Source organism: Pseudomonas sp. AN-1 (genome assembly GCF_034057115.1).
Classification (GTDB): Bacteria; Pseudomonadota; Gammaproteobacteria; order Pseudomonadales; family Pseudomonadaceae; genus Geopseudomonas.
This window is the reverse complement of record NZ_CP139195.1, coordinates 3,035,401-3,056,554: the sequence shown is the minus strand read 5'-3', so window position 1 is coordinate 3,056,554 and position 21,154 is coordinate 3,035,401. Positions and strand designations below refer to the sequence as shown.

General features: G+C 68.7%; 23 protein-coding genes. 14 read left to right on the top strand and 9 right to left on the bottom strand.

The genetic code is table 11. From position 1 onward, the window contains the following. Positions 1 to 3: 3 nt before the first annotated feature. The 4 genes from uvrD to SK095_RS14320 all read left to right on the top strand — a co-directional run bounded on the left by uvrD (position 4) and on the right by SK095_RS14320 (position 4,891). Complete coding sequence (gene uvrD / locus SK095_RS14335; RefSeq protein ID WP_320546666.1) at positions 4 to 2,193, top strand: DNA helicase II; 2,190 nt, start codon at positions 4 to 6, stop codon at positions 2,191 to 2,193. A gap of 68 nt (positions 2,194 to 2,261) precedes the next feature. Continuing rightward, positions 2,262 to 3,365 carry a TRAP transporter substrate-binding protein gene (locus SK095_RS14330; RefSeq protein ID WP_320546665.1) on the top strand — a complete coding sequence of 368 codons (1,104 nt, stop codon included), beginning with the start codon at positions 2,262 to 2,264 and terminating at the stop codon, positions 3,363 to 3,365. A 145-nt stretch (positions 3,366 to 3,510) separates the two neighbouring features. After that, positions 3,511 to 4,383, top strand: a complete 873-nt coding sequence (locus tag SK095_RS14325; protein ID WP_320546664.1) for a Tim44 domain-containing protein — start codon at positions 3,511 to 3,513, stop codon at positions 4,381 to 4,383. A 103-nt stretch (positions 4,384 to 4,486) separates the two neighbouring features. Then, positions 4,487 to 4,891, top strand: coding sequence for an SMI1/KNR4 family protein (locus SK095_RS14320; protein ID WP_136491201.1), 405 nt, complete (start codon positions 4,487 to 4,489; stop codon positions 4,889 to 4,891). Between the two features lie 5 nt (positions 4,892 to 4,896). On the opposite strand, the gene SK095_RS14315 is transcribed toward SK095_RS14320, so the two are convergent. Beyond that, positions 4,897 to 5,835 (bottom strand): SdiA-regulated domain-containing protein, encoded by a 939-nt coding sequence (locus SK095_RS14315; RefSeq protein ID WP_320546663.1) that lies wholly within the window; start codon positions 5,833 to 5,835, stop codon positions 4,897 to 4,899. A 493-nt stretch (positions 5,836 to 6,328) separates the two neighbouring features. Between SK095_RS14315 and SK095_RS14310 the strand changes: the two genes are divergently transcribed. Both SK095_RS14310 and SK095_RS14305 read left to right on the top strand, forming a co-directional pair. Continuing rightward, positions 6,329 to 7,756, top strand: coding sequence for an ArnT family glycosyltransferase (locus SK095_RS14310; RefSeq protein WP_320546662.1), 1,428 nt, complete (start codon positions 6,329 to 6,331; stop codon positions 7,754 to 7,756). 1,040 nt (positions 7,757 to 8,796) lie between these two features. Beyond that, positions 8,797 to 9,198 carry a hypothetical protein gene (locus SK095_RS14305; protein WP_136491204.1) on the top strand — a complete coding sequence of 134 codons (402 nt, stop codon included), beginning with the start codon at positions 8,797 to 8,799 and terminating at the stop codon, positions 9,196 to 9,198. On the opposite strand, the gene SK095_RS14300 is transcribed toward SK095_RS14305, so the two are convergent. Continuing rightward, positions 9,195 to 10,289 carry an FUSC family protein gene (locus tag SK095_RS14300; protein ID WP_320546661.1) on the bottom strand — a complete coding sequence of 365 codons (1,095 nt, stop codon included), beginning with the start codon at positions 10,287 to 10,289 and terminating at the stop codon, positions 9,195 to 9,197. The genes SK095_RS14305 and SK095_RS14300 overlap by 4 nt on opposite strands. A gap of 287 nt (positions 10,290 to 10,576) precedes the next feature. Here SK095_RS14300 and SK095_RS14295 point away from each other — a divergent pair, with 287 nt between their 5' ends. Beyond that, positions 10,577 to 11,092 (top strand): CAP domain-containing protein, encoded by a 516-nt coding sequence (locus tag SK095_RS14295; protein WP_201486759.1) that lies wholly within the window; start codon positions 10,577 to 10,579, stop codon positions 11,090 to 11,092. Between the two features lie 161 nt (positions 11,093 to 11,253). After that, on the top strand, positions 11,254 to 11,961 hold the full coding sequence (locus SK095_RS14290) for a hypothetical protein (RefSeq protein WP_201486760.1): 708 nt from the start codon (positions 11,254 to 11,256) through the stop codon (positions 11,959 to 11,961). A gap of 40 nt (positions 11,962 to 12,001) precedes the next feature. Here SK095_RS14290 and SK095_RS14285 read toward each other — a convergent pair whose 3' ends face one another. From SK095_RS14285 to SK095_RS14275, 3 genes are read right to left on the bottom strand one after another with little or no spacing between them, the layout of a single operon-like run. Next, positions 12,002 to 12,421: a secondary thiamine-phosphate synthase enzyme YjbQ gene (locus SK095_RS14285; RefSeq protein WP_320546660.1), complete on the bottom strand. Its 420-nt coding sequence runs from the start codon at positions 12,419 to 12,421 to the stop codon at positions 12,002 to 12,004. A gap of 25 nt (positions 12,422 to 12,446) precedes the next feature. Continuing rightward, the gene (locus tag SK095_RS14280) at positions 12,447 to 12,737 is read right to left on the bottom strand and encodes an addiction module antidote protein (RefSeq protein WP_320546659.1); all 291 of its coding nucleotides are present in this window, start codon (positions 12,735 to 12,737) and stop codon (positions 12,447 to 12,449) included. Then, entirely contained in the window at positions 12,734 to 13,030 is a 297-nt protein-coding gene (locus tag SK095_RS14275) for a type II toxin-antitoxin system RelE/ParE family toxin (RefSeq protein ID WP_320546658.1), read from the bottom strand. Before SK095_RS14275 ends, SK095_RS14280 begins: the two co-directional genes overlap by 4 nt. Before the next feature lie 335 nt (positions 13,031 to 13,365). Here SK095_RS14275 and SK095_RS14270 point away from each other — a divergent pair, with 335 nt between their 5' ends. Next, positions 13,366 to 13,773, top strand: a complete 408-nt coding sequence (locus SK095_RS14270; RefSeq protein WP_320546657.1) for a hypothetical protein — start codon at positions 13,366 to 13,368, stop codon at positions 13,771 to 13,773. A gap of 150 nt (positions 13,774 to 13,923) precedes the next feature. Next, a complete protein-coding gene (locus SK095_RS14265; RefSeq protein ID WP_320546656.1) occupies positions 13,924 to 14,565 on the top strand; it encodes a hypothetical protein in 642 nt (213 codons plus the stop codon). A 96-nt stretch (positions 14,566 to 14,661) separates the two neighbouring features. Here SK095_RS14265 and trpA read toward each other — a convergent pair whose 3' ends face one another. Together trpA and trpB are read right to left on the bottom strand one after the other, a co-directional pair. After that, a complete protein-coding gene (gene trpA, locus SK095_RS14260) occupies positions 14,662 to 15,471 on the bottom strand; it encodes a tryptophan synthase subunit alpha (protein WP_320546655.1) in 810 nt (269 codons plus the stop codon). Beyond that, entirely contained in the window at positions 15,468 to 16,697 is a 1,230-nt protein-coding gene (gene trpB, locus SK095_RS14255; protein ID WP_320546654.1) for a tryptophan synthase subunit beta, read from the bottom strand. Before trpB ends, trpA begins: the two co-directional genes overlap by 4 nt. Positions 16,698 to 16,830: 133 nt before the next feature. Between trpB and SK095_RS14250 the strand changes: the two genes are divergently transcribed. After that, positions 16,831 to 17,730, top strand: coding sequence for a LysR family transcriptional regulator (locus tag SK095_RS14250; RefSeq protein WP_320546653.1), 900 nt, complete (start codon positions 16,831 to 16,833; stop codon positions 17,728 to 17,730). Positions 17,731 to 17,779: 49 nt separating this feature from the next. On the opposite strand, the gene SK095_RS14245 is transcribed toward SK095_RS14250, so the two are convergent. Then, on the bottom strand, positions 17,780 to 18,193 hold the full coding sequence (locus tag SK095_RS14245) for a hypothetical protein (protein ID WP_320546652.1): 414 nt from the start codon (positions 18,191 to 18,193) through the stop codon (positions 17,780 to 17,782). 88 nt (positions 18,194 to 18,281) lie between these two features. On the opposite strand from SK095_RS14245, the gene SK095_RS14240 reads away from it, so the two are divergent. Both SK095_RS14240 and SK095_RS14235 read left to right on the top strand, forming a co-directional pair. Further along, positions 18,282 to 19,346, top strand: a complete 1,065-nt coding sequence (locus tag SK095_RS14240; protein ID WP_320546651.1) for an aminopeptidase — start codon at positions 18,282 to 18,284, stop codon at positions 19,344 to 19,346. A gap of 36 nt (positions 19,347 to 19,382) precedes the next feature. Then, positions 19,383 to 19,598 (top strand): dodecin, encoded by a 216-nt coding sequence (locus tag SK095_RS14235; RefSeq protein WP_136491784.1) that lies wholly within the window; start codon positions 19,383 to 19,385, stop codon positions 19,596 to 19,598. Positions 19,599 to 19,604: 6 nt separating this feature from the next. Here the strand turns inward: SK095_RS14235 and SK095_RS14230 are convergent, their stop codons facing one another. Next, positions 19,605 to 20,027: a hypothetical protein gene (locus tag SK095_RS14230; RefSeq protein WP_320546650.1), complete on the bottom strand. Its 423-nt coding sequence runs from the start codon at positions 20,025 to 20,027 to the stop codon at positions 19,605 to 19,607. Positions 20,028 to 20,179: 152 nt separating this feature from the next. Here SK095_RS14230 and glsB point away from each other — a divergent pair, with 152 nt between their 5' ends. Then, positions 20,180 to 21,088: a glutaminase B gene (gene glsB, locus SK095_RS14225; protein ID WP_136491786.1), complete on the top strand. Its 909-nt coding sequence runs from the start codon at positions 20,180 to 20,182 to the stop codon at positions 21,086 to 21,088. Positions 21,089 to 21,154: the final 66 nt, after the last annotated feature.

Sequence of the window (21,154 nt, the reverse complement as noted above, 5' to 3'; positions counted from 1 at the left end):
GCGATGCGCGAAGACCTATCCTTTCTGCTCAGTTCCCTCAACGATGCCCAACGCCAGGCGGTCGCCGCCCCGCTCGGCCGCCAGCTGGTGCTGGCCGGCGCCGGCTCCGGCAAGACCCGCGTGCTGGTGCACCGCATCGCCTGGCTGATCGAGGTGGAGGGCGCCGGGCCGCACTCGATCCTCTCGGTCACCTTCACCAACAAGGCCGCCGCCGAGATGCGTGCGCGCATCGAGCAGCTGCTCGGCAGCAGCCCGGCCGGCATGTGGGTGGGCACCTTCCACGGTCTCGCCCACCGCCTGCTGCGGGCCCACTGGCAGGAGGCGGGGCTGGCGGAGAACTTCCAGATCCTCGACTCCGACGACCAGCAGCGCCTGGTCAAGCGGGTGATCCGCGAGCTGGGCCTCGACGAGCAGCGCTGGCCGGTGCGCCAGGCGCAGTGGTTCATCAACGGCCAGAAGGACGAGGGCATCCGCCCGCAACACATCCAGCCGGCCGGCGACCTGTACCTGGCCACCATGCTCAACATCTACAGCGCCTACGAGGCCGCCTGTGCGCGCGCCGGGGTGGTCGACTTCGCCGAGCTGCTGCTGCGCTCGCTGGAGCTGTGGCGCGACAACCCGGGCCTGCTCGAACACTACCGCCAGCGCTTCCGCCACATCCTGGTCGACGAGTTCCAGGACACCAACGCCGTGCAGTACGCCTGGCTGCGCCACCTGGCCGCACCCAGCGGCAGCGCCGGCACCAGCCTGATGGTGGTCGGCGACGACGACCAGTCGATCTACGGCTGGCGCGGCGCGCGCATCGAGAACATCCAGCAGTTCGAGCGCGATTTCGCCGACGCCGAGACCATCCGCCTGGAGCAGAACTACCGCTCCACCGCACGCATCCTCGAGGCCGCCAACGCACTGATCGCCAATAACCAGGGGCGCCTGGGCAAGCAGCTGTGGACCGAGGGTGACGAAGGCGACCCGATCAGCCTGTACGCCGCCTTCAACGAACACGACGAGGCGCGCTTCATCGTCGAGCGCATCCAGGACGCCGTGCGCAAGGATGGCCTGCAGCGCCGCGAGATCGCCATCCTCTACCGCTCCAACGCCCAGTCGCGGGTGCTGGAGGAAGCGCTGCTCCGGGAGAAGATTCCCTACCGCATCTACGGCGGCCAGCGCTTCTTCGAGCGCGCCGAGATCAAGAACGCCATGGCCTACCTGCGCCTGATCCGCCAGCGCGACGACGACGCGGCGCTGGAGCGGGTGCTCAACCTGCCGCCGCGCGGCATCGGCGAGAAGACCGTGGAGATCCTCCGCGAGGTGGCGCGCAACCAGCAGCTGTCGCTGTGGCGCGCGCTGCACCAGGCGGTCGGCCAGAAGCTGCTGCCCGGCCGCGCCGCCGGCGCGCTGAACGCCTTCGTCGAGCTGATCGACAGCCTTGCCCTGCGCGTCGAGGACATGCCGCTGCACCTCTTGACCCAGACGGTGATCGAGCAGACCGGGCTGATCCCCTTCCATCTCGCCGAGAAGGGCGAGAAGGGCCAGACCCGCGTCGACAACCTCGAGGAGCTGGTCAGCGCCGCGCGTTCGTTCGAGAGCGAGGAGGACGAGCTGTCGCCGCTCGCCGCGTTCATCGACCACGCCGCGCTGGAGGCCGGCGACGCCCAGGCCGACGAGGGCGAGGACAGTGTGCAGCTGATGACCCTGCACAGCGCCAAGGGCCTGGAGTTCCCGCTGGTGTTCCTCGCCGGCATGGAGGAAGGCCTGTTCCCGCACAAGATGAGCCTCGAGGAGCCCGGCCGCCTCGAGGAGGAGCGCCGTCTCGCCTACGTCGGCCTGACCCGCGCCATGCAGCGCCTGGTGCTGACCTACGCCGAGACCCGCCGCCTGTACGGCAGCGAGACCTACAACAAGGTGTCGCGCTTCGTCCGCGAGATTCCGCCGGGGCTGGTCCACGAGGTCCGCCTGGCCGGCAGCGTCAGCCGCCCCTATGCCGGCAAGAGCAGCGTGGCCAGCCCGTTCGCCGGTGCCGGCGTGCCGGACACCGCCTTCGCCCTCGGCCAGCGCGTGCGCCACGCCCTGTTCGGCGAGGGGGTGATCCTCAACTACGAGGGCTCCGGCGCGCAGGCGCGGGTGCAGGTCAACTTCGACGGCGAGGGCAGCAAGTGGCTGATGCTGTCCTACGCCAAGCTGGAAGCGCTCTAGCGCGGCATTCCATACAACAACACCAACAAGGCCGCCCGTCGGCCCCATCGAGCAAGGGAGAACACCCGATGAATCGTCGCCAACTGTTCGGCGCTGCCGCAGCGCTGCTGGCCGCCATGGGCCTGGCCGGCTGCAAGGAAGAACCCGCCGCGCAACAGGGCGCCGCGCAGCCGGCGGCCGCGCCGGCGCAGACCTTCACCTGGAAGATGGTCACCTCCTGGCCGAAGAACTACCCGGGCCTGGGCACCGGCGCCGAGGGCTTCGCCCAGCGCGTCAACGCCATGAGCGGCGGCCGCCTGACCGTCAAGGTCTACGCCGGCGGCGAACTGGTGCCGCCGCTGGAGGCCTTCGACGCCGTGTCCCAGGGCACCGCCGAGCTGGCCCACACCACCCCCTACTACTGGAAGGGCAAGACCCCGGCCGCGCAGTTCTTCACCGCCGTGCCCTTCGGCCTGTCGACCATGGAGATGCACTCCTGGCTGAGCCACGGCGGCGGCCAGGCCCTGTGGGACGAGGCCTACGCGCCGTTCGGCGTCAAGCCGCTGGCCGCGGGCAACTCCGGCATGCAGATGGGCGGCTGGTTCAACAAGGAAATCAACAGCCTGGAAGACCTCAAGGGCCTGAAGATCCGCACTCCGGGCCTCGGCGCCGAGGTCTACAACCGCCTGGGCGCGACCACCGTCAACCTGCCCGGCGGCGAGGTGTTCACCGCCATGCAGACCGGCGCCATCGACGCCACCGACTGGGTCAGCCCGTACAACGACCTGGCCTTCGGCATCCACAAGGCCGCCAAGTACTACTACTTCCCGGGCTGGCAGGAGCCGCAGGCGGTCATCGAGCTGCTGATCAACAAGAAGGCCTGGGACAGCCTGCCGGCCGACCTCAAGGCCATCGTCGAGGAAGCCGCGCGCGGCTCCGTGCAGGTCATGCTCGAGGAGTACGCCTTCAACAACGCCAAGGCCCTCGGCGAGCTGAAGAAGCAGGGCACCGAGCTCAAGCGCTTCCCCGACGAGGTGCTGGCCGCCATGCGTCACGAGTCCGAGCAGGTGCTCGACCAGCTGGCCGCGCAGAACGAGCTGAACGGCCGCATCTGGGCCTCGATGAAGGCCTACCGCGAGCAGGCGGTGGAGATGAGCAAGGTCACCGACAAGGAACTGTACAACTGGCGCTGAGTCCAGCCTGCCCGGCGGCGCTGCGGCGCCGCCGGGCTCCCGCCCCCTTCCCGCGCAACAGTCCGAAACAATCTGCAACTGGCCGCCTGCCCGGCGCTGGGCAAAGATGACGCGCGTGAATCACCACACCGAGAGCACTCTCAACATGCAACGAATCCTCAGCCTGGCGATGGCCCTGTGCCTCAGCCTGACGCTCAGCGTCGACGCCTTCGCCGCCAAGCGCTTCGGCGGCGGCAAGTCCGCCGGCTCCGCGCCGATGCACCAGACCCAGCAGCGCCAGACCCAGCAGGCGGCGCCGGCGCCCACCGCGCCGGCAGCCGGCGCCATGGCCGGTGCCGCCGCCAAGCCCAGCGGCGCCTCGCGCTGGCTCGGCCCGCTGGCCGGCATCGCCGCCGGCGGCCTGCTCGCCTCGATGTTCATGGGTGACGGCTTCGAGGGCTTCCAGTTCCTCGACTTCCTGATCCTGGCGCTGATCGCCTTCCTGGCCTTCCGCTTCTTCGCCCGCCGCAAGGCCCAGCAGGCCACCCCGGCCTACGCCGGCATGGGCCACGCCCAGGCCTACCAGGCCCCGCAGCAGCCGGCCTACAGCCCGGCGGCCAACCCGGTGTTCGGCGGCTCCGCCCAGCCGGTGCGCACCTTCAACGCCCCGGCCTGGTTCGACGAGCAGCGCTTCGTCGGCATCGCCCGCGAGCACTTCATGAGCCTGCAGCAGCACTGGGACGCGGCGGAGATGGACAAGATCGCCGAGTTCGTCACCCCGCAGATGCTCGAGTTCCTCAAGCAGGAGCGCGCCAGCCTGGGCGACGGTTTCCAGTCCACCTACGTCGACAACCTGCAGGTGCAGCTGGACGGCGTCGAGCAGCAGGGCGGCAAGACCATCGCCACCCTGACCTTCGCCGGCGTGTCGAAGAGCTCGCGCTTCGACCAGGGCGAGGCGTTCAGCGAAAGCTGGCGCATGGAGCGCGCCGACGGCGACAACCAGCCGTGGCTGATCGCCGGCATCCGCCAGAACGGCTGATCCGCAGCGCAGTGACCACAGGACCCGGGCTTGCCCGGGTCTTGTCGTTTTCGGGGGGTGCGCTATAAAGCTCCCCCATTCCCCCTTCGAGAGAACCGCCATCGTGGAAGAAACCATCGACCGTCTGCGCGAACTGAACGAGCCGGTACCGGTGCCCCTGGAGCTGCCGGACGAGGACCTGCTGGTGGAGATCCAGGAGCAGATCCTCATCCACCTGCCCTTCGAGCTGCGCGAGTACCTGCTCAAGGCCAGCGACGTGGTCTACGGCCAGCTGGAGCCGGTGACCGTCTGCGATCCGCAGTCGCACACCTACCTGCCCGAGGTCGCCGCGCGCGCCTGGGACGAGGGCCTGCCGCGCTACCTGGTGCCGCTGTGCGAGGACCGCGGCCGCTACTATGCGGTCGATCCCGAGGGCCAGGTGCTGCTGTGGGACGGCGAGCTCGACGAGGAGAACACCTGGGACTCGGTGTGGGAGTGGGTCGAGCAGGTCTGGCTGGAGGGCGCCTGAGCCCTTCAGCCCTCGCGGCTGAACACGTAGAACAGGTTGGGCTCGCTGACCAGATAGAGATTGCCGCGTGCGTCGAGGGCGACCCCCTCGGCCTGCGGCACGCTCTGCTCCAGGCCGGCGGAGGCGCGCCACAGCGAGCGGTAGCCGAACAGCTGGCCGTCCATGCCCAGCTCCATCATCAGCTGGCTGGCGTCGCTGAGCAGCAGCAGATGGCCGCTGCGCGCGTCGAACTCCACCGAGGACAGGTCGCTGACGAAGTTCTTGTGGCGGATCCAGGCATCGCGGTCGATCACCGCCAGGCTGAAGTCGCCGCGCAGGCTGGCCTTGAGGCCGCGGATCTCGTACAGCTTGCGTGGCGAATGCTCCTTGACCACGAACAGGCGATCGCCGGCGCGATCGTAGCCCAGCCCCTCGAGGCCGCTGTTGTGCCGCTCCGGGTTGCCGAGGTCGAGGGTCAGCGCCCGGTAGTCGGCGCGCTGCAGCGGAGCGGACCCGCCTGGCCGCGGCACGATGACGAGTTCCTGGCGGCGCTCGTCGGCCAGCAGCAACTGGTCGTCGCCGAGGTAGGCCACGGCCTCGACGTCCTGGAAGCCGTGCAGCGGATAGCGCTCCAGCACCTCGCCGGCGGTGCTCATGGCGAGCAGCTCCGGCGGGTTGTTGATCACCGCCCACAGCTGCTGACGGTCGTCGTCGTAGCTCAGCCCGGAAAGATTGCCGTCGACCCCGGCCACCGGCTGCGCCTCGACCCGTACCCGGTATTGCGGCAGGCCGGCCTCCGCCACCGGCGCTGGCGAGCCGGCGAATTTCAGCCAGAAGTACAGGTGCTCGTGCAGGTGCAGCCCCAGGACGGGGTATGCCAGCAGCACGGCCAGCAACAGCGGCAGCCAGGCCTTGCGGCGCCGGCCGGACAGCTGCCCGAGCAGGCGGTTGCCAATGGTGATCATCGCGAACTCTCTTGTTGTAGGGCCGGCCGTGGAGCCTGCCCGGGATATGTTGCGGCCGTGCGTGCGCCCCAGGTCGGCGGCGCCGGACATGCCGGACGACGGTGAGTACGAGCGGTCATCTACCGCTCAGCATCGGTTGGCGGGAGCGTCGCGAATGTTAGTTTCCGCAGTATTAAGCCAGCATTAGGCGTCGTTGATTTCGGGGCCGGTGCTGGCCCGGACGCGTCCGGAGGTGTCGCCACCCTGGCCGCCGCCGGGGAGCGTCAGGTGCTTGCCCGTGGCGGCGCCACCGGCATGCGCCGCGCCCATTGCGGTGGGCAGCTGGCAGTGGCGTGAGCGTGGTTTGCGTTTTGTTTGCGGCCCTGCTGTTCGTGTAGTCTTCGATCGCCGCGCCAGACCGGGCCCCCTCTGCCTGGCCCTCCGGCTTCCACGATGGCCCTGTTTCCGTCGGGCGCCGACGACCGCTGCGCCCCTGTCCCGAGAGCATGAACCGATGAACGCCAGAACCGACACGTCCGCAGGGACGCCGTTTGCCATCGCTGTCTTGGGGCTGGTAGTGCTGCTGTGTTTCTGGGGGATCGGCGACATCCCCTTCCTCAGCGTCAACGAGGCGCGCCGCGCGGTATCCGCCCGCGAAATGTTCGAGAGCGGCCAGTGGCTGCTGCCATACATGAACGGCGAGCTGTATCTGACCAAGCCGCCGCTGTTCAACTGGCTCACCCTGCTGCCGACACAGCTGCTCGGCGCGGCGACGGAGTGGACGCTGCGCCTGCCCTCGGCGCTGTTCGCGCTGGCTTCCTGTGCGGTGGTCTACGGGCTGGGCCGGCACCTGGGGGGGCGGCAGGTCGGCCTGTACGCGGCGATGATCCTCGCGGCCAATACCGGCTTCAGCCTGTTCGCCCGCCGTGCCGAGATCGAGATGACCCTGACCGGGCTGAGCCTGCTGTCGTTGCTGGCAGCCTGGCCCTACCTGTTCGGCCAGGGCGGCCGGCGCTGGGTGCTGCTCAGCTTCGCCCTGACCGGCCTGTGCCTGCTGACCAAGGGGCCGGTCTGCCTGTTGTTCGTCGCCGCGCCGCTGCTGGCGTTCGCCTTCCTCCGCCAGCCGCGGGCGCGGGCCTATCTGGGCAGTATCCCCGGCTGGCTGACCGCCCTGCTGATCGGCGGCTCCTGGTATCTGGCCGTCAGCCTGCAGCTGGGCTGGGACATCTGGTCCACGGTCCTCCAGCGGGACATCGTCAACAAGGTCGGCGGCTCGCAGGGCGGCGAGGCCTGGTATGCCTACCTGCTCTACCTGGCCGGCGATTTCGCCCCGTTCTGGCTGGTGCTGCTGGTGCGCCCGCGCCAGCTGTGGCAGCAGATCCGCGCGCGCGCCGAGCTGCTGCTGCTGGCCTGCTGCGTGCTGCTGCCGCTGCTGGTGTTCTCGCTGTTTACCGACAAGCACGCCAAATACCTGCTGCCGGCCTATCCGGCCGTGGCGCTGCTGCTGGCCTGGCACTGGACCCGCGTGCTCGACACCCTGCAGGGCTGGCGTCGCAAGCTGATGACCTGGCTGCCGCCGGCGCTGCTGCTGGCCTTCGTCGTCTTCTTCGGCCTGTTCGAGGCGCGGGTGTTCGCCCACCGCCTGCAGGCGCTGCCGGAGATCGACAGGGCGCTGGCCGGCTATCCCGGCCAGCCGCTCTACAGCCTCGGCATCCCGGACATGCGCCTGGTGTACTACGCCGGCCGGCCGGTCGCGGCGCTGACGGTGGACGAGGTTGAGGCCCGGGTCGGCGAGGAGGGGCTGCTGTTCGCCCGCGAGCCGCTGCCGGAGCCGCTGGCCGGGCTGGCCAACTGCACCCAGGCGCGCTTCGCGCCCTACCTCAAGCGCAAGAAGTCCGCGCTGCTGATTCGCCTCGGGCCGACCTGCCAGGTCGCGCCATAGGCCGCTTCCCGGCCGGAACAGGCTGACGTCCGGCGTCGTGCCGAGGCGGGGTGGGCGGCGACGGCGGGCGCCTCCTGCGGGGGAAGCTGACGACGCGAGGGTCGCAGCGGATCGGCGGATGCCGGTCGTGGGCGCCACAGCGTGGGCGCCACAAAGCACAAGGGGGAGCCATAGGCTCCCCCTTCAAGTCGGTCGTGCTTTGTTCTTCTTGTGCTTGCGGGCTTGTTGTTCTTGTCGGTCACCCGTCCGGACGCCATGGTCCGGCTGGAGTCCCAAGACGGGACTCAAGAACAAGCGGATTCCTTTGGACGCTGATGTTGCCGCCACCCTTGCGGGTCTGACCGGTGCTGGCCGCTGCCTCGGGGCAGTTTTATCGTTCTCGGGCCGGTCGGGGGAGAACCCTGTCGGGCAACTCCTCTCCAAAAGAATCAGTTTGTTGCGCCTCCACCCTGTTGTTCTTGTTGTGTTGGAGCCGTTACGTCTTGTTTTTATTCTGTTGGTTCTGCGTTCTTGTTCTTGTTGTGCCAATAACAATGCAGGTGGCGTGCCAGTTTTTTAAAATCCTTTAAAATCAAAGACTTACGATTTAAAGACGACGCCGGTAGCCCGCAAAGAAGCGGGCTACCGTTACCGTGCTCCCCAGCGGGACGTTACGCCATGATGGCGAGGTAACACCGCTGCGGCCGGCCGCCGGGGCATCCCGCGCGGGCGAAGGCTCGCCGGCGCGCGGTTGGAGCACCCTGATCACCACCCTGGCCGGAGGCTTCGACCGGGCGCTGATCTTCGGCTTCCCGCCGAGCAGATGAGGCGGCCGCCCGCCGGCGGAGGCCATGCCGCCCACTGAGGTTCGCGGCGCCGGCATCCCGGCGGCGACTCTCGTCACCCCGGAGCCCTGCCGCCGGGGCGACGCGCCTCTGGCGGTCCCCGGGCGGATCGGGTAGCTTCGGGGAAAGCCGACCAGCGGTAGCGCCGCTGCCGGCAGACCCGGCGGATGCGGGACAGTCCGGCCGCCTCCCTCCACCAGCCTGCAAGGATGCGCCATGAGCACGCGAGCCCCCGATCGTCCGCCCACCGCCGCCTGCGTGGCGAAGCCGCCGTCCGCCGGCCTGGCCGGCTACCTGGACGGCAGCCAGCCGCTGTGGAAGGCCTGGCTGCTCTACTGGCTCGGTTCGGCGCTGCTGCTCGGCCTGCTGCTGCTCGGCCTGCAGTCCGTGCTGGCCGAGCTCATCCTGTTTCTCGAGCGCGTCTTCGGCGTGCGTCCGGCGACGACCATCCTGCTGCTGGGCGTGCCGCCCATCGCCGGCTTCCTGCTGTTCTCCCTGCTGGCGCTGTGGCGCTGCGCGGAGAACACCGGCTGGCCGGCCTGGACCCTGCTGACCCGCATCCTCGTCGGCCTGCACGTGCTGTGGTCGCTGGGCCAGCTGCTGGCCATCTTCTTCTAGACGTCGCGCCCGAAACGCGCCGGCACCAGGCGGCGCAGCTGCCGGCCGAGCACCGCACGGAAGCGCGCGCTGTGGATGCAGGCGCCGCCGGCCAGGCCGACCAGGCAGCCGAGCAGGGTGTCGTAGAAGCGCGCCTCGATCAGTGCGGCGACCGGCCCCTGGCCGAGGGTGGCGGCCTCGGCGAGGAGGATGGTCATCGGTGTGATGAAGATCACCGCGAAGCCGTAGTGGCGCACCACCGCCGTCTCCACCACGAAGGCCAGCAGCATCATCGTCAGGGTGATGCTCCAGGGCTCGAGCGGCAGCAGGAGCAGCCCCCAGGCGACCAGCAGGCCGATGGCGGTGCCGAGCAGGCGGTGCAGCTGCTTGTTCCATACCGCCTGCAGCGAGGCGCCCTGGATCACCGCCAGGCAACTGACCGGCACCCAGTAGGCCTTCTCCAGCTGCAGGAGCTGGGCGATGGCCAGCGACAGGCCGACGAACAGGCCGATCACCACCGAGTCGAACACCACGAAGTCGAAGGTCGGCACCGGCAGCGGCGGTGCCGGATCGGGCTCGCGCGAGCGCAGGATGTAGGCGCTGTAGAAGAAGGCGATCAGGCAGGCCAGCAGCGCCCCCAGGGCCACCAGGCCGACCATCAGCGGCACCTGCTGCCATTCCAGCGGCGTGTAGGCGCCGAGCGACGCGGCCATCACGAAGAACAGGCTGCCGGGCACGCCCAGACCGTAGAAGCGGCAGGCCATGCTCACCAGGATGGTGACGAACACCAGCGCCGGCATCTTCAGCAGCGGCACGAAGTGGCTCAGCAGCCCCAGCGCATAGCAGGCGATCAGCGCGAAGGCCGCGGCCATCACCGTCAGCATGCGGTGGTACAGCGGCGTGCGCGGCGTGTAGAGGAACACCATGCCGCCCAGCGCGGCCACCAGGCCGTAGTCCATGCGCCCGAGCAGCGTGCCGATCAGCAGCGGCAGGCCGCTGGCCAGCGCCGCGGCGAACGGCTTCTGCCAGGGCCGGTCGCTGGGGTTGATGGTCACCAGCTGGCGCCACTGCGCCAGCAACAGTCGTTTCAGTTCCGCCCGCTTGCCCTGCATCGCCCGCTCCTTTCCTCATGGGCAGCGCGGTCGGCCTCGCTCCGGCCGGCGCCCGCATCCGGTTTTTTCCTGCTTATCGCGGCAATCGCGGTGGCGGTGCAAGTGCTATTTGCTGCGGCATGCCCGCGGGGCGTCACCCAGGGAGCATGGCGCCGGGATGGAAGCCGAAGGCTCGACCGTGGCCGCCTTCCGTCAGGCGCTCGTCGGCTCGCCGCGTGGCTGGGGAACGCGGCCGGTGGCGGATGGTCTGCGCTCGGTCCGTCCACCCTGTCCCGGGAAAACTCCCCATGCTCCGCCCTGCCCGTCTGCTGTCCTCCTGCCTCGCCGCCCTGCTGCTGCTCGCCTCTACCGACGCCTCCGCCGCCACCGGTTCGCACCTCGACCGCGGCGAGGTGCGCGACCTGCTGCGCGTGCACAACCGCGCCCGCGCCGAGGTCGGCGTGCCGCCGCTGCAATGGTCGCCACGGATCGCCGCCAGCGCCCAGCGCTGGGCCGACCGCCTCGCCGACACCAGCTGCCGCCTGCAGCACAGCCGTGGCTCCGGCTACGGCGAGAACCTCTACCGCGCCACCGCCGGCTACTACGAGGTCAAGGACGCTGCCCTGGCCTGGGCAAGGGAGCGCCGCCTGTACCGCGGCGGCCCGCTGCGCCGGCACAACTGGGCGCCCAGCGGCCACTACACGCAGATGGTCTGGAGCGACACCCGCCAGCTCGGCTGCGGCGTCAGCGAGTGCGACGACAAGATGATCGTGGTCTGCCACTACGACCCGAAGGGCAACTACCTGGGGCAGGCGCCGTACTGAGGCGATCACCGGTGCGACCGGTGGCTGCCAGGCTGCGGCGTGGCTGCCTGCCCTGTGCACGCCCCGCGTCCGGCCGCGGGAGCGCGGGCACGCTCCGCGGCTGGGCCAGGCCGGAGTACTAGACTGAGCCCATCGAATGGCCACTTCGTCCAGAGGCGGGAATGTCCGGGGCTGCTCCGATTGCCGTTGTGCTCATGCTGCTCGCCGGCTGCGCCGCTCAATCCGTGCCCGTGCCGCGGCCGCAGAGCACGCAAAGCGCCGCGGTGGGCATGGCGCTGAAGGTTCGCATCTCCGCTCTGGCCACCTACCGGGCAGACGGTGCGTATTTCGTCAGGAGCTGCGCGACGGGCGCCGGCGAGGCATGCGAGGAGCGGCTGACAGGTTCGAACTACGGCAAGGATGGCCGCCTCTACCTGCTGAACGCCGAGCCCGGCGAATATCGGGCGGTTGCCGCAGTCTTTCGCTCGGGCATGCCGGGCGATCGGAGCCTGTATTTCGTCTACTTTCCCCGCGCCATGGCCGACGCCTCGAAAGTGCAGGTTCGGCCCGGGCAGTTCGTCCATGCCGGAAGCTATCTGCTGTCGGCCTTTCCCGGGCTGTGCCCCGGCAAGGCCGAGCCGGCCCAGCTGAAGTATGCGGAAATGATCGAGCCGGGCACCCCGAAGTGCGGCTTCTTCCGGACCCTGCTGCACAAGCTGGCGACCGACGACCACCTGTTCATCGGTGGCACGGCATATCCGGTCGGTATCCAGACCTTTCACTATCGCGGTGACGTGTTCGAAAGGCGGACAGAGCCGGCCGCTGCGCGCGAGTTCAGGAAAGCCGCCAGAAGCGACCTGGCAGGCGGCGGGTGGCTTGTCGGCGACTGAGCCTGGACCGGAGCGGGGCGGCAGGCCCCGGACGGGGGGCTCACTCCCCGTGCAGGGTCACCACCAGCGTCCGCGCCCCGCCATGCTCGCGGTGCTCGCCCAGGTAGATGCCCTGCCAGGTGCCCAGCGCCGGCCGGCCGTTGCTGATCGGCAGGCTCAGGCTGCTGCCCAGCAGGCTGCTCTTGATATGCGCCGGCAGGTCGTCGCTGCCTTCCAGGGTGTGCCGGTAGTACGGCTCGTCCTCGCGTACCGCGCGGTCGAACCAGGCCTCGAAGTCGCTGCGCACCGTGGGGTCGGCGTTCTCGTTGAGGGTCAGCGAGGCGGAGGTGTGCTGGATGAACACGTGCATCAGCCCGACCCGCATCTCGCGCAGCGCCGGACACTGGGCGAGGATCTCGTCCGTCACCAGATGAAAGCCGCGACGGCGGGGTTTGAGCTGGAAGCGGTATTGGTGCCACATGGTCTGGTGTTCTGCAGTCTGGAAATCAGGCGCGCAGCGGATGCGCGGTCAGCTCGACGCCCATCGCACGCATCACCTTCACCACAGTATCGAAGCGGGGTTTTGCGCCGGGAGCGAAGGCCTTGTACAGGCTGGCGCGGCCCAGACCGGAATCACGCGCAATCTGCGCCATGCCGCGCGCCTTGGCGACGTGGCCGACGGCGCGAATCAGTTCGTCGGTATCGCCCTCGGCCAGCACCTGGGACAGGTATTCGCTGATGGCTTCCTCGCTGTCGAGCAGCGCCGCCAGGTCGAATTCGGTAATCACGGGTTTCATTCGATCTCTCCAGCCAGCCGCTTGGCCAGCGCAATGTCACGCGACTGCGAGGACTTGTCCCCGCCGCACAGCAGCAGGATCAGCATCTCGCCACGTCGCGTGAAGTACAGCCGGTAACCCGGCCCAACATCCACGCGCATTTCCGAAACCCCCTCGCCCACCGGCTTCACGTCGCCCAGATTGCCGGCTGCGGCGCGGTCGATGCGACGGGCGATGGCGATCCTGGCGCGCAGGTCGCGCAACGCGGAGTGCCAGTGGGCGAAGGTGTCGGTCTGCTGGATGAGGTAGGTCATGTGCCTAGTGTATCCGAGTGGATACGCTTCGCAAGTTCCGCCCGGCTGCTGGCAACTCCCAGGGTGTCGATGGCTCCCACGCTCCTTCGTGGGGGGAGCGCGGAATTATTTGCCGTGGTTGGGGGCAGGTCAAAAGGCACTGTGTCTTGCTGTTTTGATGGCTTCCACGTTCCAGCGCGGGAGCCTGACCTCTGGACGCTCCTCCAGCCGCAGACAGATCTTCAGGTAGTTGTGGTCTGTCCGGGATTCGCGCGATCGGCTGGCAGGATCTGGTTTGGCGTCTGCGGATGGGATAGTGTCGAGCGAACGACTCTCCAGCCAGGCAAGGATGCCCCATGAACAGCAGCGATCCGTATCGCACTCCCGCAGCTAGTGCACTGGAGCCAGCCGGACTTCGTAGCGGACTCACCGGCTATCTGGACGGTACTCAGCCGCTATGGAAGGCATTCTGGCTGGTGTACTTGCTGGGCTCGGTTCTGGTTTTCGGCCTGCTGGGTATCGGCATCAGTTCGGTGCTGGTCAGGGGCGTCCTCTTCCTGAAACATTCACTAGGCCTTGCGCAGGAGACGGCTATCGTCCTCCTGCTCGCGCCGCCGATCATCGGTTTCCTGGCGTTTTCCCTGCTGGCGATCTGGCGGTGCGCGGACAATACCAAGTTGCAGTTGTGGACATGGCTGGCCCAACTGTTCGTGATCCTGCATGGGCTCTGGGCGGCGAGCAAGTTGCTGTGGATCCTGCTCTAGCCGCGTCCGCTCACGAGTACCATCCCGTAGGGTGGAAAACTCGCGCAGTGATTGTCCACCGCAGCCATTGGTAGAGGAGGCTTCGCCGTTGTCTACCCTACGTGCTGCCTCAAATATGAATATTGGCAAAGATCGATTGGAGAAGCACGGATGCTAAGATTAGCCTTGATTTTTTTTGCTCTGATTGCCGGTTGGATTGCGTTACTTTACAAAGGCGCTTCGGACGCTCGCTGGGCCATCAATTTGGTTGGCGGAGACATCGTTGTTGACTCGCAAAGAGACACCCAGCGAGACGACACGAACTTCATGCGATCGATAAAAACAAAGCCATCAAAAGATGACTTTTCCAGCCTTGAAAAAGTAATTCTGTGTGCCGAAGTGTCGATGGACTGTGCAGGCAAAGCGATGTCCAAGACGAATCTCATTACTTTAGTGACCGGAAACGGAAAGCCGTCAGCTGATCTGCTAAACGCGTATCTCAAGGAGGCCGAATATTCAGGCCTTGGCTGCCACGCAAAACATGAAATCTCGAGGATTATTGTCGAGACGTCATACTTGTTTGGGCGGGAAGACAAAAAGGCAAAGGCCGCTCAGCTGATTGAACGAATCAAAGCGAACGGCGGGCTTGATTTCTCCATAAAAAATGACTTGTGCAAAAAATTTTTTTCAGAAAAGCCGTATCTTGCCCGTGCGTATCTTTACCACTTATCCATCTTGTTGGGTGTTGCACAGGGAAGATACTCGCCGGAGTGGATTTATCTGTACTACAAGGCGGGCTTTTTTGAGGTTTGATTATCCAGTACCAGCCTTGAGAACCCCCACAAAAAAGCCGCCGCCTCCTAACGGAAGCAGCGGCTTTCCTCATCTAAGACTCGGTGCCGTAAGCCCTTACTTCCGCGCCCCCCGCACCCCCTCCGCCAACTCCCGACACAACCCCAGCACCCCACTCACCGCCTCGGCCGGCGAGGCCGCCTTGGCGATCTTGTCGATCAACGCCGACCCCACCACCGCGCCATCGGCGCGCTTGGCCACTTCGGCGGCGTGTTCGGGTGTACGGATGCCGAAGCCGATGCACAGCGGCAGGTCGGTGTGGCGGCGCAGGCGCGCCACCGCTTCTTCCACCTGGCCCATGGTCGCCGCGCCGGCGCCGGTGACGCCGGCCACCGAGACGTAGTAGACGAAGCCGGAGCTGCCGGCGAGCACGGTCGGCAGGCGGGCGTCGTCGGTGGTCGGGGTGGTCAGGCGGATGAAGTCGATGCCGGCGGCCTGGGCCGGGTCGCACAGTTCGTCGTTGTGCTCCGGCGGCAGGTCGACCACGATCAGGCCGTCGACGCCGGCTTCCTTGGCATCGGCAACGAAGCGTTCCACGCCGTAGCAGAAGATCGGGTTGTAGTAGCCCATCAGCACCAGCGGGGTGTCCTGGTTGCCCGCGCGGAACTCGCGGACCATCTGCAGGGTTTTCTGCATGTTCTGGCCGTTGCCGAGGGCGCGGATGTTGGCCAGCTGGATGGCCGGGCCGTCGGCCATCGGGTCGGTGAACGGCATGCCCAGTTCGATCACGTCGGCGCCGGCGTCCGGCAGGCCCTTGAGGATTTCCAGCGAGGTGGCGTAGTCCGGGTCGCCGGCGGTGACGAAGGTGACCAGGGCGGCGCGGTTCTCTTGCTTCAGTGCGGCGAAGCGGCTCTGCAGGCGGCTCATGCGCGGGTCTCCGAGTCGGCTTTTTCATCAAGTGACAGGTAGTGCATCACGGTCTGCATGTCCTTGTCGCCGCGGCCGGACAGGTTGACCACCATCAGGTGATCCTTGGGCAGCTTGGGCGCGCGCTTGAAGGCTTCGGCCAGGGCGTGGGACGACTCCAGCGCCGGGATGATGCCTTCCAGGCGGCAGCACTGCTGGAACGCCTGCATGGCTTCGTCGTCGGTGATCGGCACGTACTCGACGCGGCCGACCTTGTGCAGCCAGGCGTGCTCGGGGCCGACGCCGGGGTAGTCGAGGCCGGCGGAGATCGAGTGGGCGTCGGTGATCTGGCCGTCGGCGTCCTGCAGCAGGTAGGTGCGGTTGCCGTGCAGTACGCCCGGCGCGCCGCCGGCCATGCTGGCGGCGTGCTTGCCGGTATCGATGCCGTGGCCGGCCGCCTCGACGCCGACGATCTGCACGCTCGGCTCGTCGAGGAACTTGTGGAACAGGCCGATGGCGTTGGAGCCGCCGCCGATGCAGGCGACCAGCGAGTCCGGCAGGCGGCCTTCCTGGGCGAGCATCTGCGCGCGGGTTTCCTTGCCGATCACCGACTGGAAGTCGCGGACCATCGCCGGGTAGGGGTGCGGGCCGGCGGCGGTGCCGATCAGGTAGAAGGTGTCGTGGACGTTGGTCACCCAGTCGCGCAGCGCCTCGTTCATGGCGTCCTTGAGGGTGCCGGTGCCGGCGGTGACCGGGATGACCTTGGCGCCGAGCAGCTTCATGCGGAAGACGTTGGCCTGCTGGCGGTCGATGTCGGTGGTGCCCATGTACACCACGCACTCCATGCCGAAGCGCGCGGCCACGGTGGCGCTGGCCACGCCGTGCATGCCGGCGCCGGTCTCGGCGATGATGCGCTTCTTGCCCATGCGCCGGGCCAGCAGGATCTGGCCGATGCAGTTGTTGATCTTGTGCGCGCCGGTGTGGTTCAGCTCCTCGCGCTTGAGGTAGATCCTGGCGCCGCCGCAGTGCTCGGTGAGGCGCTCGGCGAAGTACAGCGGGCTCGGGCGGCCGATGTAGTCGCGCTGGAAGTAGGCCAGCTCTTCGAGGAAGGCCGGATCCTGCTTGGCGGCCTCGTACTCGGCGGCTAGGTCGTTGATCAGCGGCATCAGGGTTTCGGCGACGAACTGGCCGCCGAACGGGCCGAACAGGCCGCGCTCGTCGGGGCCGTGGGAATAGCTCTGGGTCATGGCTGGCTCCAGTGGGGAATGGGGCGACAGGGGCGGGCAGGGCGCGCGCCTGTGGCGAGTGGCTACAAGGTAGCCAATGGCGGACGGCGGGAAAAGCGATAAGATCGCCCTGACCTGTCAGGAAAAATCACCGATGAGCCAGCTCCGCGACCTCCCTCCGCTGAACGCCCTGCGTGCCTTCGAGGCTACTGCGCGGCTGGGCAGCGTCAGCCGCGCCGCCGCGGAGCTGCACGTCACCCACGGCGCGGTCAGCCGCCAGCTGCGCGCGCTGGAGGAACACCTCGGCGTGGCGCTGCTGGCCAAGGACGGACGCGGCGTGAAACTCACCGATGCCGGTTTACGCCTGAGTGCGGTGGCGGCGGCGGCCTTCGACGACCTGCGCAGCGTGTGTGCGGAGCTGCGCGAGGGTCGCGCGCAGGCGCCGTTCGTGCTCGGCTGTCCGGGCAGCCTGCTGGCGCGCTGGTTCATCCCGCGCCTCGACCGCCTGCAGCGCGACCTGCCGCAGCTGCGCCTGCAGCTCTCCGCCAGCGAGGGCGAGCTGGACCCGCGTCGGCCGGGGCTGGACGCCACCCTGTGGTTCGCCGCGCCGCCGTGGCCGGCGGATATGCAGGTGTTCGAGCTGGCCGAGGAACGCATCGGCCCGGTGCTGTCCAGCCGCCACGCGCGTTACGCGGCGCTGCGTGCGGCGCCGGCGAGTGTGCTGCTCGGCGAGCCGCTGCTGCACACCGCCTCGCGGCCGCAGGCCTGGCCGCAGTGGGCTCGCGCACAGGGGCTCGATCCGGCCGGCCTCAGCCTCGGCCAGGGCTTCGAGCATCTCTACTACCTGCTGGAGGCGGCGGTGGCCGGCCTCGGCGTGGCCATCGCCCCGCAGCTCTTGGTCGCCGACGACCTGGCCGCCGGGCGGCTGGAGGCGCCCTGGGGCTTCGTCGCCACCCCGGCGCGGCTGGCGCTGTGGGTGCCGGCGCGCGGCGGCGACCGCCGGGCGGTGGAGCTGGCGGCGTGGCTACGCGCCGAGCTGGCGACGACCCCGTAGGGGCGAATTCATTCGCCTTTACGCGGCATTGTGGCGAATGAATTCGCCCCTACTGGTTGATGCAATGCCACTCCTGGCCGTCGGCCAGGCGCTTGCCGCTGGCGTCTTCCAGCCAGGACTCGGTCCGCAGCAGCTGGTGGCGTGCGACGAAGCGGTAGCGCGTCCCGGCGGCGAAGCCGGCGTAGTCCAGGCGCAGGTAGCAGAGCATGTACACCGGATCGCGGGCGAACATCGAGCCGATGTACTCCTCGAAGCGGTAGCTCGCCTCCAGGCGGTGGGCGCCGGGGCTGACCTGGAAGTAGCGGCCGTCGTCGAGGCGCCGGCCGTCGAGCTTCTCGGCCATCAGCAGCTCGCCGGGTTCGGTACGGAATTCGATCCAGGCCTGCTGCGGATCGGGGGCAGGCAGGGGGCTGGCGCAGGCGCCGAGCAGGCTCAGCGCGGCCAGCAGGAGGAGGGCGCGCATGGCGGGCTCCGGGAGTGGGGGATCTGTGTTCAGCATAGCGCCGCACGCTGGCTGGCGGCAGGCGGGGCGATCGGCTAGCGTGGTCGGCATGTTGCGCCTCTGCCTGCTCTCCTTGCTCGTCCTGCTGACCGGCTGCTCCAGCCTCGGCTACTACGCCCAGCTGGCCGGCGGCCAGTGGCAGCTGCTGGCCGCGCGCCAGCCGGTGGACGAGCTGCTCGCCGATCCCGGCCAGCCGGCGGAATTGCGCCAGCGCCTGACGCTGGCGCAGGACGCCCGCGCCTTCGCCAGCGCGCGGCTGGCCCTGCCGGACAACCGCAGCTACCGCCTGTACGCCGACCTCGGCCGCCCCTACGTGGTGTGGAACCTGTTCGCCACGCCCGAGTTTTCCCTGGAGCCGGTGACCCACTGCTTCCCCATCGCCGGCTGCGTGGCCTACCGCGGCTGGTTCGACGAGCAGCGCGCCCGCGGCGCCGCCGCGCTGCTGCGTGTGCAGGGGCTGGACACCGCGGTGGCCGGGGTGGAGGCCTATTCCACCCTCGGCTGGTTCGACGATCCGCTGCTCGCCGGCATGCTGGCCTGGAGCGATGCGCGGCTGGCGGCGCTGATCTTCCACGAGCTGGCCCACCAGCGCCTGTACCTGCCCGGCGACACCGCCTTCAACGAGTCCTACGCACGCTTCGTCGAGGAGGAGGGCCTGCGCCAGTGGCGCCGCGCCCGCCATCTGCCGCCGCCGCCGGCGCACCTGGAGCGCCAGCGCGAGCAGTTCGTCGCGCTGGTGATGGCCAGCCGCGCGCGCCTCGAGGCGCTGTACGCCCGCCCGCTGGCGGCGGAGGCGCTGCGTGCGCTCAAGCAGGCCGAGTTCCAGCGCCTGCGCGGCGAGTATGCGGCGCTGCGCGACGGCCCCTGGCAGGGCGACGCGCGCTTCGACGCCTGGTTCGCCCGCCCGCTGAACAACGCGCGGCTGCTGCCGTTCGGCCTCTACGAGCAGTGGGTGCCGGCCTTCGCCGCGCTGTTCGCCGAGGCCGGCGGCGACTGGCCGCGCTTCCATGCGCGCGCCGCCGAGCTGGCCGCGCTGGGCGAGGGCGCGCGCCGCGAGCGGCTGGCGGCGCTGCAGCGGCGTGGCGGATTTGCCGGGTCGGCGCGGCTTGACTAGCGTTCAGTGGACCCCAGTCAGCGGAGAAGCGCCGTCATGTCGGATCACCACACCTACAAGAAGATCGAGCTGGTCGGCTCGTCGCGCACCAGCATCGAGGACGCCATCAACAACGCCCTGGCCGAGGCGGCCAAGACCGTGCACCACATGGACTGGTTCGAGGTGCTGGAGACCCGCGGGCACATCGAGAACGGCCTGGTCGGCCACTACCAGGTGACCATCAAGATCGGCTTCCGCATCGTCGGCAGCTGAGCCGCCTCACAGCGCGCCGCAGCGCAGCACCCGGGCGCGCGCCAGGGTCTGGCCGCGTTCGTCCTGCAGTTGGGCCACGGCGCGGTGGGCGATGGCGCGGCCGCTCAGGCGATAGCGCGCACCGGCGGCGAATCCGCCGTAGCGCACCTCGAGGATGCAGGTACGCCAGCCGCCGCCGTCGTGGTTGTCCGGGCCGCTGCCGCCGGGCACCTCGAAGCCCAGGCGCACCTGCAGGCGATGCTCGCCCGGTTCGACCTGGAAGTAGCGGCGGTCCGCCCAGCTCCGCCCGTCGAGCTGGTCGGCGCCGAGCTGGATGGCCGGGTCGCCGCGGACCTCGATCCAGGCCTTGCCCGGATCGTGCGGCGGCAGCGGGGTGGCGCAGGCGGCGAGGAGGATTGCGGCGAGCAGGGGCAGGGCAGGCGGGCGCATGGCGGGCTCCGGAGCGGGACACTCTGCAGTGCACCTTAGCGCAAGGCCGGCCGGCGTGGTCCGGCGGTGCGGAAAAGCCCGCGGCGGCTGTGATGCGCAGGGGCGGCCGGAGCGTCTAGTCGTTCTCCAATAACAACGATTCCGCCCCCTCCATGCAGCAGCTGCTCAACGAGATTCTCGACGAAGTCCGCCCCCTGATCGGTCAGGGCAAGGTGGCCGACTACATCCCCGCGCTGGCCAGCGTGCCGGCCAACCAGTTGGGCATCGCCGTGTACGGCGTGGACGGCCAGCTGTACAGCGCCGGCGACGCCGGCACGGCGTTCTCCATCCAGAGCATTTCCAAGGTGTTCGCCCTGGTCCAGGCGATCCAGCATTCCGGCGAGGCGATCTGGCAGCGCCTCGGCCACGAGCCGTCCGGCCAGCCGTTCAACTCGCTGGTGCAGCTGGAGCTGGAGCGCGGCAAGCCGCGCAACCCGTTCATCAACGCCGGCGCGCTGGTGATCAGCGACATCAACCAGTCGCGCTTCGCCGCCCCGGCGCTGTCGATGCGCGACTTCGTCCGCCGCCTGTCCGGCAATCCGCACGTCGTCTCCGACGCCAGGGTGGCCGAGTCCGAGTACCAGCACCGCGCGCGCAACGCGGCGATGGCCTACCTGATGCAGTCGTTCGGCAACTTCGCCAACGAGGTGGAGGCGGTGCTGCGCAGCTACTTCCACAACTGCGCGCTGGCGATGAACTGCGTCGACCTGGCGCGCGCCTTCGCCTTCCTCGCCAACCAGGGGCGCTGCCCGCACAGCGGCGAGGCGGTGCTGACGGTGCAGCAGACCCGCCAGGTCAACGCGGTGATGGCCACCAGCGGCCTGTACGACGAGGCCGGCAGCTTCGCCTACCGGGTCGGCCTGCCGGGCAAGAGCGGCGTCGGCGGCGGTCTGGTGGCGGTGGTGCCGGGGCGCTTCGCGGTGTGCGTGTGGTCGCCGGAGCTGAACGCCTCGGGCAACTCGCTGGCCGGCATGGCGGCGCTGGAGAAGCTCAGCGAGCGGATCGGCTGGTCGGTGTTCTGAGGGCGCGGTTGCCGGACGCTGCAGGCTGTCCGGTATTGCACTTTTTCGCGGTGGTTTTCCGGTTTT